The sequence below is a fragment of the uncultured Bradyrhizobium sp. genome, from assembly GCF_947648125.1.
In the GTDB taxonomy this organism is placed as follows: domain Bacteria; phylum Pseudomonadota; class Alphaproteobacteria; order Rhizobiales; family Xanthobacteraceae; genus Bradyrhizobium.
The window spans coordinates 45,180-58,586 of record NZ_CANSMR010000038.1 but is presented as its reverse complement, the minus strand read 5'-3'; the positions used below and the strand labels follow the sequence as shown (position 1 = coordinate 58,586).

General features: G+C 66.3%; 15 protein-coding genes and 1 pseudogene. 5 read left to right on the top strand and 11 right to left on the bottom strand.

The window, feature by feature from the left end; translation table 11 throughout:
• Positions 1-53: 53 nt before the first annotated feature.
• Positions 54-722 (top strand): annotated as a pseudogene (locus Q0030_RS36800) (isocitrate/isopropylmalate family dehydrogenase); the annotation flags it as partial.
• A 278-nt stretch (positions 723-1,000) separates the two neighbouring features.
• Positions 1,001-1,759 (top strand): haloacid dehalogenase type II, encoded by a 759-nt coding sequence (locus Q0030_RS36795; protein WP_298378797.1) that lies wholly within the window; start codon positions 1,001-1,003, stop codon positions 1,757-1,759.
• Positions 1,760-1,780: 21 nt separating this feature from the next.
• Here the strand turns inward: Q0030_RS36795 and Q0030_RS36790 are convergent, their stop codons facing one another.
• The 9 genes from Q0030_RS36790 to Q0030_RS36750 all read right to left on the bottom strand — a co-directional run bounded on the left by Q0030_RS36790 (position 1,781) and on the right by Q0030_RS36750 (position 8,358).
• On the bottom strand, positions 1,781-2,545 hold the full coding sequence (locus Q0030_RS36790; RefSeq protein WP_298378795.1) for a serine acetyltransferase: 765 nt from the start codon (positions 2,543-2,545) through the stop codon (positions 1,781-1,783).
• A gap of 151 nt (positions 2,546-2,696) precedes the next feature.
• A complete protein-coding gene (locus Q0030_RS36785) occupies positions 2,697-3,188 on the bottom strand; it encodes a DUF2852 domain-containing protein (RefSeq protein ID WP_097676724.1) in 492 nt (163 codons plus the stop codon).
• Between the two features lie 131 nt (positions 3,189-3,319).
• A complete protein-coding gene (locus Q0030_RS36780; protein ID WP_298378792.1) occupies positions 3,320-4,033 on the bottom strand; it encodes a TetR/AcrR family transcriptional regulator in 714 nt (237 codons plus the stop codon).
• 296 nt (positions 4,034-4,329) lie between these two features.
• Positions 4,330-4,695 carry a hypothetical protein gene (locus tag Q0030_RS36775; protein ID WP_298378789.1) on the bottom strand — a complete coding sequence of 122 codons (366 nt, stop codon included), beginning with the start codon at positions 4,693-4,695 and terminating at the stop codon, positions 4,330-4,332.
• An 81-nt stretch (positions 4,696-4,776) separates the two neighbouring features.
• Positions 4,777-5,202, bottom strand: coding sequence for a YciI family protein (locus Q0030_RS36770; protein ID WP_298378786.1), 426 nt, complete (start codon positions 5,200-5,202; stop codon positions 4,777-4,779).
• 158 nt (positions 5,203-5,360) lie between these two features.
• Positions 5,361-5,777: a YciI family protein gene (locus tag Q0030_RS36765; protein WP_298378783.1), complete on the bottom strand. Its 417-nt coding sequence runs from the start codon at positions 5,775-5,777 to the stop codon at positions 5,361-5,363.
• A 123-nt stretch (positions 5,778-5,900) separates the two neighbouring features.
• On the bottom strand, positions 5,901-7,109 hold the full coding sequence (locus tag Q0030_RS36760) for a serine hydrolase domain-containing protein (protein ID WP_298378780.1): 1,209 nt from the start codon (positions 7,107-7,109) through the stop codon (positions 5,901-5,903).
• Between the two features lie 70 nt (positions 7,110-7,179).
• Complete coding sequence (locus tag Q0030_RS36755; protein WP_298378778.1) at positions 7,180-7,551, bottom strand: nuclear transport factor 2 family protein; 372 nt, start codon at positions 7,549-7,551, stop codon at positions 7,180-7,182.
• Positions 7,552-7,704: 153 nt separating this feature from the next.
• Positions 7,705-8,358: a glutathione S-transferase family protein gene (locus Q0030_RS36750; RefSeq protein WP_298378775.1), complete on the bottom strand. Its 654-nt coding sequence runs from the start codon at positions 8,356-8,358 to the stop codon at positions 7,705-7,707.
• A gap of 282 nt (positions 8,359-8,640) precedes the next feature.
• Between Q0030_RS36750 and Q0030_RS36745 the strand changes: the two genes are divergently transcribed.
• Positions 8,641-9,429, top strand: a complete 789-nt coding sequence (locus tag Q0030_RS36745; protein ID WP_298378773.1) for an SDR family oxidoreductase — start codon at positions 8,641-8,643, stop codon at positions 9,427-9,429.
• 149 nt (positions 9,430-9,578) lie between these two features.
• On the opposite strand, the gene Q0030_RS36740 is transcribed toward Q0030_RS36745, so the two are convergent.
• Positions 9,579-10,169 carry a histidine phosphatase family protein gene (locus Q0030_RS36740; RefSeq protein ID WP_298378770.1) on the bottom strand — a complete coding sequence of 197 codons (591 nt, stop codon included), beginning with the start codon at positions 10,167-10,169 and terminating at the stop codon, positions 9,579-9,581.
• A 253-nt stretch (positions 10,170-10,422) separates the two neighbouring features.
• On the opposite strand from Q0030_RS36740, the gene Q0030_RS36735 reads away from it, so the two are divergent.
• Positions 10,423-11,274, top strand: a complete 852-nt coding sequence (locus tag Q0030_RS36735; RefSeq protein ID WP_298378767.1) for a hypothetical protein — start codon at positions 10,423-10,425, stop codon at positions 11,272-11,274.
• Between the two features lie 151 nt (positions 11,275-11,425).
• Here the strand turns inward: Q0030_RS36735 and cobS are convergent, their stop codons facing one another.
• On the bottom strand, positions 11,426-12,178 hold the full coding sequence (gene cobS / locus Q0030_RS36730; RefSeq protein WP_298378764.1) for an adenosylcobinamide-GDP ribazoletransferase: 753 nt from the start codon (positions 12,176-12,178) through the stop codon (positions 11,426-11,428).
• A 178-nt stretch (positions 12,179-12,356) separates the two neighbouring features.
• On the opposite strand from cobS, the gene cobT reads away from it, so the two are divergent.
• Entirely contained in the window at positions 12,357-13,370 is a 1,014-nt protein-coding gene (gene cobT / locus Q0030_RS36725; protein ID WP_298378761.1) for a nicotinate-nucleotide--dimethylbenzimidazole phosphoribosyltransferase, read from the top strand.
• Positions 13,371-13,407 lie beyond the last annotated feature (37 nt).

Sequence of the window (13,407 nt, the reverse complement as noted above, 5' to 3'; positions counted from 1 at the left end):
CGCGGTAGCCAGCCGCGAACTCCGTCCGCCTCTCCCGCTTGCGGGGGAGGCCGGGCGAATATGCCGGGATGGGCGGCCGCGCACACCGCGGCCTGCCGGAAGAAGTCGGCACCGAGGTCGCGGTCTTCACCCGGGTCGGCGTGACGCGGATCATGCGCTACGCATTCCAGCTCGCGCAGTCGCGGCCGCGCAAATTCCTCACTGTGGTGACCAAGTCGAACGCGCAGCGCCACGGCATGGTGATGTGGGACGAGATCGCCGCCGAGGTGGCGAAGGAATTCCCCGACGTCACCTGGGACAAGATGCTGGTCGACGCCATGACGGTGCGGATGACGCTCAATCCGAAGAGCCTCGACACCATCGTGGCGACGAACCTGCACGCCGACATCCTGTCGGACCTCGCAGGCGCGCTGGCCGGCAGCCTCGGCGTCGCGCCGACCGGCAATATCGACCCGCAGCGCCGCTTCCCCTCGATGTTCGAGCCGATCCACGGCTCGGCCTTCGACATCACCGGCAAGGGCATCGCCAACCCGGTCGCGACCTTCTGGACCGGCGCGCAGATGCTGGAGCATCTCGGCGAAAAGGATGCCGCAGCGCGATTGATGGCGGCGGTCGAGAAGGTGTGCGCAGCCGGCGTGCTGACACCCGACGTCGGCGGCAAGGCGACGACCAAGGAAGTGACCGACGCCGTGATCGACGCGATCCATGGGTCGAATGTGTGAGGGCGCGGTAGCCAGCCGCGAACTCCGTCCGCCTCTCCCGCTTGCGGGGGAGGCCGGGTCGCATCGCAGATGCGATCCGGGTGGGGGTTCTCTCCACCATACGACTCGCGGTGAGAGTCCCCACCCCACCCTCCCCCGCAAGCGGGAGAGGGAGCCGGCCAGCGTGCTCACCTGACAAGGGCGCTGGTGCGCCCCTTCCGATACCAGCAACCGGGGAACAAACCGTGCTACCGGATCTGAACAGACGACACTTCATGACCGCTGGAGGACTATCGATCATGGCCGCGATGACGGGGATACAGCCGGCAGGCGCCGCGACATGGCGCAATGAGATCCGCGCGATCGCGTTCGACGTCCAGGGGACGTGCGTCGATTTCTATCAGCCGATCCTGCGCGCGGGACAAGCCGTCAACACCGCGAAGGGGCTCACGCTCGATTGGGCCGGGCTCTCGAGCGAGTGGCGCGATCTCTATCGTGGCGCGCTCGACGACGTGATCGCCGGCAAGCGCTCGTGGATTCGGGTCGACCGCATCTATCGCGAGGCGCTGGATGTGCTGCTCGATCGCCACGGCCTCTCGGCGGCCTTCTCCAGCGACGAGCGCGACGAATTGAACACGGTGTGGAGCAAGCTCGACGCATGGCCCGACAGCGTCGAAGGCCTTGCGCGCCTGCGTAGCCGGTTCGTGACCTCGACATTGTCGAATGCCGGTGTGGCCGCCGTGGTGGCGGTGGTCAAGCACGCCAAGCTGCCGTTCGACGCGGTGCTGACCGCGGAGCTTGCACGCAGCTACAAGCCATCACCCGCGGTGTATCAACTCGCCGTCGACTACCTCGGCTATCCCGCCGACAAGATCCTGATGGTCGCCTGCCACAAATACGACCTGAAGGCGGCGCGCGCCTTCGGCATGCGCACGGCGTTCGTCGCCCGTCCGCTGGAATTCGGGCCGGCGGCGAAGGTCGATGTCGCGCCGGAAGCCTGGATCGACCTCCACGCGGACAGTTTTACGCAGCTCGCCGACATGCTCGTGCCGGCGTAGCGGCGCGCGGCGACGCTCACTCTACGCCCCCGCCGCCGCCTCAGCGCAATTGGTCAGCCGCGCCGGGACGCCGACCGCGGTGCAGCCGGCCGGCACATCCGACGTCACCAGCGCGCCGGCGCCGACCTTGGCGAAGTCGCCGACGGTGAGATCTCCGATCAGTGTTGCGCCGGCGCTGAGCAGCACGCCGCGGCCGATCCTCGGGGCGTGGCGCGGGTCATCCTGATGCCGCGCGATGGTGACGTTCTGCAGGATCGTGACCTCGTCGCCGACGGAGGCCAGCGCGCCGATGATGATGCCGGTGCCGTGATCGAGGAAAACCGCCGTTCCGATCCGGGCCGACGGGTGAATGCTGATCTGCAACTGGTCCGCCGCCGCACTGTGCATCAACAGCGCAAGGTCGGGGCGATCGTGGCGCCACAGCCAGTTCGACACCCGCCAGGCCTGCAGTGCGACGTAGCCCTTGAAGTTGAGCAGCGGCTGCAGCAGGCCCGTGATCGCCGGGTCGCGGCGCACGATGGCCACTAGATCGATGGCCGCGGCTTCGACCAGCGCGGGCTCGGCCGCGAACGCCTCGCGGGCGGTCCGCATGAACTGCGCGCGATCGGCCTCGGCGCGGCAGATAGCCCGGCCGATCAGGAAGGCGAGCGCGCCGCCGAGATCGCCCTGATCGAGGATGAAGGCAGCCGAGGTCTCGAGAAAACGATCGGCGACAACGGCAGCTTCCGCCTCGCGCCGGATCGCGAGCCAGAGGTCGTCAGGACTCGCCGTCGCAGATGCCGCCATCACTTCACCTCATCGCCCCGACTCCGACGATAGAGTGGGCATGGCGGCCGCACAATGCAAACCGCCCGCTTGCTTGTCGCAAACGGGCGGCTCAGGCCATCAGGTTCTATGGGGGCACATCGCCTGAAGGCTCAGCGCTTGCCTCGCGTGATCAGCTCTGCGGCGGCTGATCGTTCGGCGGGGTCGGACGGGTCTTGTGCTGCGCCATGAAGGCGTCGAACTCTTCCTTGTCCTTGGCGTGGCGCAGACGATCGAGGAAGTTCTTGAACTCGACCTGCTCTTCCTCGAGCCGGCGCAGCGTGTCCTGGCGGTACTCGTCGAAGGCGCGGTTGCCGCTGGAGGGCGGGCCGAAGCCGCCGAACGGGAAGCCGCGGCGCTCCATGCGGCTCTTCATCCGCTCCATCTTGTCCTGCATGCGCTCCATCTTGTTCGCCCAACGATCCTGATCGTAGTGACTCCAACAGGCCATTTTTCTGCTCCCGAGTGTGAAAAAGAGAAGGGCGAGGCCGATCGGCCACCAGATCATGAAGCCGAGAATGATCCCGGCGATCTTCAGGGGATGCCAGGGCGTCGCGTAGAAGTGCGGACGGTAGGGCTCTTCGACGGGGCCGCGCCAGCGATTGACATCAGCGGTGTAGGCCATTTCCTTCTCCATGACGGCAATCACGCCGTTGTGAATGTAAATAACATTTACATAGATAGCCGAGCCCTTGGGAAAGTCAAGCAGAGCAGATGACGCACCCCTCGGATTATTTTTGACTTCGCCGTTGAACCTTATTTCGGCTTGCCCCACGGGCCGGATCTGTCGCCGGCCGGCTCTTCGGCCGCTGCCGCGGTTCCCGGCCTGCGATCGGTGAGGAAGCCAAGGCCGCGCAGATAGATCAGCACTTCGGCCTCGAGCAGATCCTCCGGCGACATCGGCAGCTTGCGCCGCGCGGCATCGCCGCGGCCGAACAGCGAGGCGACGCCGTGCGACATCGACCAGATATGCAGCGCCATCATCATCGCCGGCGGGCGCGGTGTGCCGGGCGGTGCCAGCGCCGCGAGCCGCTCGGCGGCGGCGCGGATGATCGCAAACGCGCGCTCGCTTGCGGCCATCAAGGTCGGATTGGAATCGACCGGCAGGCCGGATTCGAACATCGCGGAATAGAACGCGGGCTCCTCGCGCGCGAAGGCGAGATAGGCCTTGCCGACCCGCTCGAACGCCGAGACGGTGTCGGGGCGGCCGTCGTCCCAGGCCTGGGTCAGCAGGGATTCGAACTGCTCGAAGCCGCGCTGTGCGATGCTGGCGATCAGCTCGTCACGGTCGCGGAAGTGGCGGTAGGGCGCGGCGGGGCTGACGCCGGCCATCCGCGCGGCATCGGCGAAGGTGAAGCCGGCCGGCCCCTTCTTCGAGATCAGGTCGAGGGCTGCCTGCAGCAACGCCTCTTTGAGATTGCCGTGATGATAGCCGCGCTCGGCGCGGCCTTGGTCCTTGCGCCAGCTCATGTGAACGGCTTTTACATGAGCCCGCGGTAAAGGTCACTAGCGGCGGGATCGCGGGTTCATCAAGATTAACGGATAGGTGGCGTCGGGCACGGCTCTCGCTTGACCGGGGCAGCCCGGCTCAAGCCAATGGCTCCATCTTCCCCTTCCCCGTGAAAGGGGGAAGGTCGGGATGGGGGTCAGACGCAGGCGGCGCTGCAGGTGGAGAGAGTAGATCCCCACCCGCTTTGCTCTGGCGAGCAAAGCGACCTCCCCTTTTCAAGGGGAGGTCAATGCTCCCCGCCCTAGCGCCCCCGGGACTACCGTCCCGGGATCGGCAGCACCGGCATGATCTCCACGGCTTCGCCGGGGAAGATCGAAAAGTGCGGGTGGTTCTCGAACAGTTTTGCCGCCGCCTCATGCGAGGGCGCGCGCACCACGGTGAAGCCGGTCATCAGATTGGCGATATCGGTGGTGCCGTCGGTCCCGACCTTCTTGGTCTTGCCGAGCGGTCCGCCCATCTCGACGATCACGTCGTGGTGCTTCTCGACCCAGGCGCCCCACGCGGCCATGCCCTGCTGCTCCTTGGCGCGCCGCTCGGCTTCCGGCAGCGCGTTCCAGGCTGCCATGCGCGAACCGGTCTTGCCGCCGCCGAGATAGACCGCGAGGAAGGTGTCATTGCTCATCGTGTTTCTCCGTTGTGGTGGTTTGACGATCGGTCGTTCGCGCGATGCCGCTTTGCGGCGGCATCGCGTCTCGTTTGAGATCTAGCGCAGCGCCTTGCCCCAGCCGCCCTGCGGATGTTCGAAGGTCGCGGCCGCCTGCTGCACCTCCTCGGAGAAATCCGCCATCTCCTGCACCTGGCGGATCTCGATCATCTCGTTGGCACAGGCCGGGCACTGCTTCGCCCATTCGATCGCTTCGGCGCGCGAGGCGACCTCGATCATCCAGAAGCCGCCGATCACTTCCTTGGCCTCGGTGAAGGGGCCGTCGACCACCATGGGCTCGCCGGTGTGGAACTTGACGCGCGCGCCTGACGCCGGCGGATGCAGGCCTTCCAGCGTGATCAGCACACCGGCGTCCTTCAGCGCCTGATTGTATCGCATCATCGCGGCGACCCGTTCCGGGTCGAGCTCGAGCTTGGCCGGCGCGGACTCGTAGCCGAGCGGGATCATCAACATCATGAAACGCATTGGTCGGACTTCCTTATCTGTTGAATCACGCGGAGTTCTCACCCCCGTCATTTCGGGAATGCGCCGTCCGAATTCGGGTTTACCCGAATTCGGCGCTTGGTATTTGTCCAAGTCGGCAACAGCCGACTTGGACGCGCAAGCCCGCGATGACGAAGACGTCACCTGTTTCCAGCCTGCGCACGCAGGCGCTCTCCCTGCTCGCGCAGCTCGGGCGTCAGCGCCTCGCCGAAATCCTCCGCGGCAAACACCTGGCGGATCTCGATCTCGGAGCCGCCGTCGAACGGCGCACGCTTCATCCAGTCGATCGCTTCATCGAGCGAGGAGGTCTCGATCAGCCAGAAGCCGCAGACGAGATCGCCGGTCGGGCTGAACGGTCCGTGGCTCACGGTGCCCTGCCCGCCGGCATATTTGACGCGCGCGCCCTTGCTGGTCGGATGCAGGCCCTCGCCGGCCTGCATCACGCCGGCCTTGACCATCTCCTCGTTGAACTTGCCCATCGCGGCGAGCAGCTCCGTGCTCGGCATCACGCCGGCCTCGGTATCCTTGTTCGCCTTCACGATCACCATGAACTTCATCATCCTGCTCCGTCGTCTCTGAGCCGATCACGGCACCGGCGCTCAGTTGAAAGACGGTGGAGAGTTTGCGATCCCGACACGGCGTTTGAAATTATTCTTTGGGTCATTGACGCACGCTCCGCGCTAGTCATCGATCGCCTGATAGGCGAGCGTCCAGAAATCTGAGAACACCCTGGGCGGCTCCGGCGAATCCAGCATGCGCTGGGTCAGCAGGATTCCGGTCATCGCCTCGCGCGGGTCGGAATACCAGGAGGTGCCATAGCCGCCGTCCCAGCCGTAGCGGCCCGGCACATGACAGAGATCGTCACGCACAGTGAACACCGACAGCCCGAAACCCCAGCCGCGCGACGCACCGAGCAACAGCTCGGAGCCCAGCCTTTGTTCCGGCGTGAGCTGGTCCGAGGTCATCAGCTCCACCGAGGGACGCGACAGGATGCGCTCGGTGCCGAGCCGCCCGCCATTGAGCATCATCTGCGCGAAGGCATTGAAATCATCCGCGGTCGACACCAGCCCGGCGCTGCCGTTCTCGAACGCCGGCGGCGCCGCGTATTTTCCCGTCGCGGGTGCATCGAACACTTTCAACGTGCCGGTCGCAGGATCGCCGCCATAGCACGTTGCAAACCGTGGCAGCTTGTGTTGCGGCACATGGAAAGCCGTATCGTTCATGCCGAGCGGCCCGAAGATCCGCTCCTGCAGGAAGGCCGCGAACGAGGTTCCGGCAACACGCGCGATCAGGACGCCGAGGATCTGGCTCCCGGTGTCGTAGAGCCAGCTTTCGCCGGGCTGATAGGCCAGCGGCAGTGTGCCATAGCGGCGCAGCAATTCATCCGGCGGAAACGACGGAAACACCGGCCCGGGCGCGAAGCCGGCATCCGCGATCGCCATCTGGATCGGATAGCGCGCCGGAAACACCGGGATCATGCCGAGCCCGAGACGGAAGGTTAGAAGGTCGCGCAGCGTGATCGCGCGCTTGGCCGGCACGGTGTCAGTGATCTCGGATTCGATGCTGCGCAACACACGGCGATCGGCAAGCTCGGGCAGCCAGCGATCGAGGGGATCATCAAGCCTGAGCCGGCACTCCTCGACCAGGATCATCGCGGCGACCGCCGTCACCGGCTTGGTCATCGAGGCGATGCGGAAGATGGTGTCGCGCTGCATCGGCGGCCCGTCCACCGCCATGCGGCCGAGCACATCGGCATGGATCTCGCCGCGACGGCTGACCAGCGCCACGAGGCCCGGAACGTCGCCCCCATCGACATGGCGTGCCAGCACCTCGCGCATGCGTCCGAGCCGTGCCTGCGACAGGCCGCTGCTTTCACTTGCAATGGACATTTTCCGGGTTTCCTTCGCAGAATTCGTGCTCGCCTGCGACCATCGGGCGAGCGATATCGCCGAGCTTGCCTTATCGATCCTGCCTGACGAGTTCGCCATCCTGATGTGACGGACCGAAATAGACGTCGATGCGCGACACCTTGTCGCCGTCGAACACGAAGAACTCGGTGTTGCGGAAGCTCTTGCCGTCCCGGCCAACGCAGCGATAGGTGACGAAGGCCTCAACGCCGTCGACCATGATGCGCTCGATCTCGTGGCGGCCGATCCAGCCAGAGTCGCGCCAGCACTCGGCGAAATAGCGCGGCTTGTCGATGTTCTCACCATAGGGTGTCGAGAAGCGGAAATCCTCCGCGAACGCGGCCTCGACGCTCGCGCGGTCATTGGCGAGATAGGCGGCGAAGATCCCGCGGATGATCTCCGCCCTGTTGCCAGCTGCAGCCATGTCGTCTCCACACAGATATCGCCCGAGCCCCGGGGCGCGACCGGCGCTCCAGAACCCGGGCTTCAGGGAGAAGACGAACGGAGCGGCGCGAAAGCGACACCGCGCCGCGATTTATTTTCGGGTCCTGGCCGGACCTCAGGTTCCCTTGTCGGTTCAGTCCCCCTTCGGGAACATGCCGAAATAAGGCTCGGCTTCCTTGAGGACGCGCGCGAAGGACGGTCGTTCCTTCAGCCGCTCGAGATAGGCCGCCAGATGTGGATGGCCCTCCCTGATCGGCTCGACCTTGTTGCCGTAGAACAGCGCCGGCGCGGCCGCACAGTCGGCCAGCGAGACCTGCTCGCCCATCATCCAGCCGCCATGCGCGAGTTGCTGATCCAGGATGGCATAGGAAGTGCGGAGCTGCGCCCGCGCTTCGGCGACGCCACGCGGATCCTTGCTGTCCGCCGGACGCAGCCGGTCGCCGACGATCTTCTGCAACGGCAGATGGACGTAGAGATCGAGGAAGCGATCGCGCAGCCGGGTCTGCAACGCAAGCTCCGGGTCATCAGGAATCAACCTGACGGTGCCGGGATAGTGCCGGTCGAGATATTCGATGACGATGCTCGATTCAGGCACCGTCTCGCCGCGCATCTCGTCGCGAAGCACGGGGAAGCGGCCGATCGGCCACAGCGCGAGCAGCGCCGCGCGCTCGGCGGGATCGCCGAGATTGACCATGTTCGGTGTGAACGGCGCGCCGTTCTCGTAAAGCGCGACCAGCGCTTTCCAGCAGAACGAGGACAGCGGGTGGTAATGCAGGATCAGCGACATCAGAACTCCATCATGGAACCAGTATCCGGAAGACGAACCGGAGACCGCTCTGCCGACATCCCGTGCGGAAATTATTATGCCCGTCGCCGGGCGCTGAGAGCGGGCATCGACGCGATGCGCATTCGTTGAGCACGCGAATCGCGGTGCTGAATCGATCCGTGAAACAGTCGGCGATACCAACGTTCACAATAGGTCTACGACAAGGAATCCCCGTCGGGTTGACACGTCGGAGCAAAGGCCGCAGACGGTCGGGACTTCCTGCCCGAACCGATGGACCATCCGATGAATTCCGCTTCCCCCAAAGTCGCTCTCGTGACCGGCGCCGCGCGCGGCATCGGGCTTGCCGCAGCGAAACGCTTTCTCGCTGACGGCTGGCGCGTCGCGCTGCTCGACATCGAGGGCGAATTGCTGCGCGCCGCGGTCGCGGCACTGAAGCAACCCGACACCACGCTGGCGCTGACCTGCGACGTATCGGACGCTGATGGCGTGGCAACCGCGATCGCGGCGATCACAGGCCGCTTCGGACGGCTCGATGCGCTGGTCAACAACGCCGGCATCGCCGTGTTCACGCCGGTGCTGGAGACGTCGGACGCCGACTGGAACCGGATCATGGCGGTCAACCTCACCGGCCCGTTCCTGTGCACCAAGGCGGCCGCGCCTGTCATGCGCGAGCATGGCGGCGGCGCGATCGTCAACATCACCTCGATCTCGGCGGTGCGCGCCTCGACGCTGCGCTCGGCCTACGGCACCAGCAAGGCCGGGCTCGCGCATCTGACGAAGCAGCTCGCGGTCGAGCTCGCCTCGCTCGGCATCCGCGTCAACGGCGTCGCGCCCGGGCCGGTCGAGACCGCGATGGCCAAGGCCGTGCATACGCCGGAGATCCGCGCCGACTATCACGACGCGATCCCGCTCAACCGCTACGGACTGGAGGAGGAGCTGGCGGAAGCGATCTTCTTCCTGTGCTCGGATCGCGCCAGCTACATCACCGGCCAGATCCTCGCCGTCGACGGCGGCTTCGACGCCGCCGGCATCGGCCTGCCGACCCTGCGCGGCCAGCGGCGGAATGGGTGAGACGTCCACGCAAGTAGGACAAACACCATCACCGTCACCCCCGCGCAAAGGCTTCGTCTTTGTCGCTGGAGGAGCGCGTAGCGCGTCTCGAAGGGTCGACGGCCCGACTGGTGGCCGTGCATCCTTCGAGGCTCGCAAGAGCTCGCACCTCAGGATGACGGGGTTGGTATCGGCGGCAGGTTCACTGCAACAATGCGCCAGGCGTCTGCCAGCCGGTCGATCCGCGTCAGCGACAGCGGATCGACCACGAAGCGCAGCGCAAGCTCCGGCGCGAGCTCGAGCGCGATTGCGAGGATCGCGCGGATGGTGCCGGAGTGCACGACCAGCACGACATCGCCGGCCGGCAGGCGTGCAAGCCCTGCCCGCGCCCGCGCGATCTGATCGGCAAAACTTTCGCCGCCCGGCGGCCGGTTGGTCCCCGGCGATTGCCAGAATGCACGATAGGCCGCGGCACCGAGTTCGACCTCGATCTCGCTGTGGCGGCGGCCGGTCCAGTCGCCAAAATCCTGCTCGCGAAAGGCATCATCCGCCGTTGCCGTCAGGCCGAGCCTCACGGCGGTCTCGCGTGTGCGCCGCGCCGGACTGCAGACCGCGACAGCGTCAGCCGGCAGCCGCGCCTGCAGCGCGGCGAAGGCGACGGCATCGCCGAAATCCGCGGGCGCATCCGGCGCATGGATCACACCGCGCGGACCGTCGACCGGCGCGTGGCGGATCAGCCAGAGATGCGTTTCGCGGTCCATCGCTGCAGGAGCCCTTCCATTCTGACCTGGGCGTGTACTCATGGACAGTTGATGCCTGATTTATCGGGCAAGGCGGAAATGCGTCGACGTGCTCGGCACGAGCTGGTCCCCCTCCATTATCACGAGACCTCAAGCCCGCTATCATCCGGCCATTTTTTTGGACAAGACTGACGGGAGTGCTGGGGGCTGATCGACCCTAACGGATAACCGAGTCGGCACGCTTGGGTGACATTGGATGGAAAGGGAAGCGCCAGTGAACTCCACCCCCACCCCGAACCCAGTCGAATCGAACGATGGCCTCGCCACGCGCGCCGACGAAAGGCTCGCAGAAACCCACAAGCAGATCACGCGCGCCAATGAAGAGCTCGCGCGTTTGAGTGAACAGCTTGCAAGAATGGAGCGCGATGCCGCGTCCCCAGCTCCGGCGCAACCTGCCCCGCCTTCGGTCGGACCCAGCCCTGCCGCCTCCGAGCCTGGCCCTACCTCTTCCGGACCTCGCTCGCGATCGCCGCGCCGAATGCCGGGGTTCCGTGCTCTCGCCGGCTTGTCGCTGGCAGCATGTATCGTTGTTGCTGCACTGGCTTTGCAGTCGTCGTATGGCAGAGGAGCCAAGCAGGTTGTCGCCCGTTGGGTACCTCAGCTCGTTTCAACTCCGTCATTGCCCCCGGATAATCCGCCGCTTGCGGCGCAGCCCGCTCCACCCACCGTTCAGGTCGCAGCGGCAGACGCCGCTCCGCCCCAAGCGACGCCCCCAGTTCAGACCGCACTGCCGCAGGACGCCGCGCCGACAGCCAATACAGCTCTTCCCGACCAGGCGCAGCTGCTGCAAACGATCGCCCGCAACCTCGAAAATGTGGAGCGAAGTATCGAGCAGCTCAAGGCGGACCAGCAACAGATGGCCCGCGCGAACTCCAAAGCCATTGAGGAACTCAAGGCGAGCCAGGAAGATATGAAACGGACGCTAGCGAAGGTCTCCGAGCCGAAGCCGTTACCGCTTCCGACGCCGCCGACCCCAAGCGTGCGCAAGCCCGAGCGGACGTCTCAGCCCCCGTATACAAGAGCGCGGCCTCCAATCTCCAGGGAGTGGCTCTACGACGATTGGTGACGGTCGATGCAATGCTCATCGATGTCTTGTCCCGCAACAACGCCTCGATCGGCGCGGCTTCCAGTTCTGGCCCATAGCTGAATTTCTCGCCGGCTGTTGCATGGAGTCGCATCATCTTCACGCGAACCGGTATCCGCTTCGCCGAAACGCTCTAACCGAATCGCGCGGCAAGCAGCACCAGGACCGCGGCCTCCGCAACCTGCTCGGCGCCGCCGAGCACGTCGCCGGTCTGGCCGCCGATTTGCCGCTTTGCCAGCAGCGCCACGATCAATGCGCTCGCGCACGCCGCGATCGCCGTCAGCAGCGCGCTGCCGAACGGCAAGACGAGGACTGCGATCACCAGCGCGATGCCGGCCGCGACCGCCGCAATCGTACCGTCGGGCCGGCCGGCATTGGCCGCGAGCCCATCCGTGCGCGCGTAAGGCAGGCTGATCGCGATCCACGGCAGCACGCCGCGGCCGAGCGCATGCGCCGCGATCAGGCTCTGCACCACCATATCGTTGGGAAGCGCCGCCAGCGCCGCAAGCCTGGTGGCAAAGCTCACCACGAGCGCCAGCGCACCATAGGTGCCGAGCCGGCTGTCGCGCATGATCTCGAGCTTGGCCGCTACGTCGCGGCCGCCGCCGAACCCATCGGCGACATCGGCGAGCCCGTCCTCGTGCAGCGCGCCGGTCAACAGCGCGCCGCCGCCGAGCGCCAGCGCCGCCGCGGCGAGGTCCGGCACGCCGATCGTCCGCAGCAGCAGACAGAACAGGCCGATCGCCACCCCGATGCCCGCGCCGACCAGGGGGAACAGCCGCTGCGCCCGGGCAAAACCCTCCGGCCGCGCGCCGTCCGGATGCGGCATCGGCAGGCGGGTCAGAAACGCGGTGGCGGTCCTGAGATCGTCGAGCCATTGATTCATGGTGAAGGCCTGAAAATTGAACTAAAGCGCGATGAGATCGGGCTGAATCTCATCGCGCTTTAGCTTCTTGTTAGGGCATGATCTCCGCGCAAATGCTACGCATTTGTCGCGAGGGAAAACCGCTTCACACTTTTCCGGATCATGCTTTAGTTTGCGGCCCGCTCGACGAGGGAATCGCATGCAGTTCAACACTCTAGACGACATCCGCAGCTTTTGTCGCGACCTGCCCGAGGGCGATGAGGCGAGCGCCGCGGCGGCCACGCTGCGCCAGCAGAACCTGACCAAGCCGCCGGGCAGCCTCGGCCGGCTGGAAGAGGTCGCGATCTGGCTGGCGCGCTGGCAGCGGCGCGAGATCCCTCGGCTCGACCAGGTCACGATCGCCGTGTTCGCCGGCAATCACGGCATCGCCGAGCGCGGCGTCTCCGCCTTTCCCTCTGAGGTCACCGCGCAGATGGTGGCGAATTTCACCGCGGGCGGCGCTGCGATCAACCAGATCGCCAAGCTTGCCGGGGCCGAGCTGCGCGTCGAGCCGCTCGAGCTCGCACGTCCGACCCGCGATTTCACGATGGCGCCGGCGATGGATGGCGCCGATTTCCTGGTCGCCTTTGACACCGGCTGGCGCACGGTGCCCGAGCAATGCGATCTGCTCGTGGTCGGCGAGATGGGCATCGCTAACACCACGGTGGCCGCGACGCTGTGCGCGGCGCTGATGGGCGGGCGCGGCGCGCGCTGGGCCGGCCGCGGCACCGGCGTCGACGATGCCGGCCTGCTGCGCAAGCGCACCGTGATCGATACCGCGCTGAAACTGCATCGCAGCCTGCTCGACGATCCGCTCGCCGTCGCAGTCGCGCTCGGCGGCCGCGAGCTCGCGGCCATCGCGGGCGCCGTGCTGGCAGCGCGGGCGAGATCGATCCCGGTGCTGCTCGACGGCTTCGTCGCGACATCGGCGGTGCTGCCGCTGGCGCGGCTTGCGCCTGATAGCCTTGCGCATTGCCGCGCCGGGCATGTCTCGGCCGAGCTCGGCCATCGCCAGCTGCTGCGCGAACTGCAGCTCGCGCCCCTACTTGATCTCGAGATGCGGCTCGGCGAAGCCTCCGGCGCAGGGGTTGCGATCCTGCTGCTGCGCGCGGCGCTCGCCTGTCATGGCGGGATGGCGACCTTTGCCGAGGCCGGCGTCTCCGGCGCAGGCTAAAGCTGCAGGTTAGCCGAACCGCTCCCCAAAAAGCCGG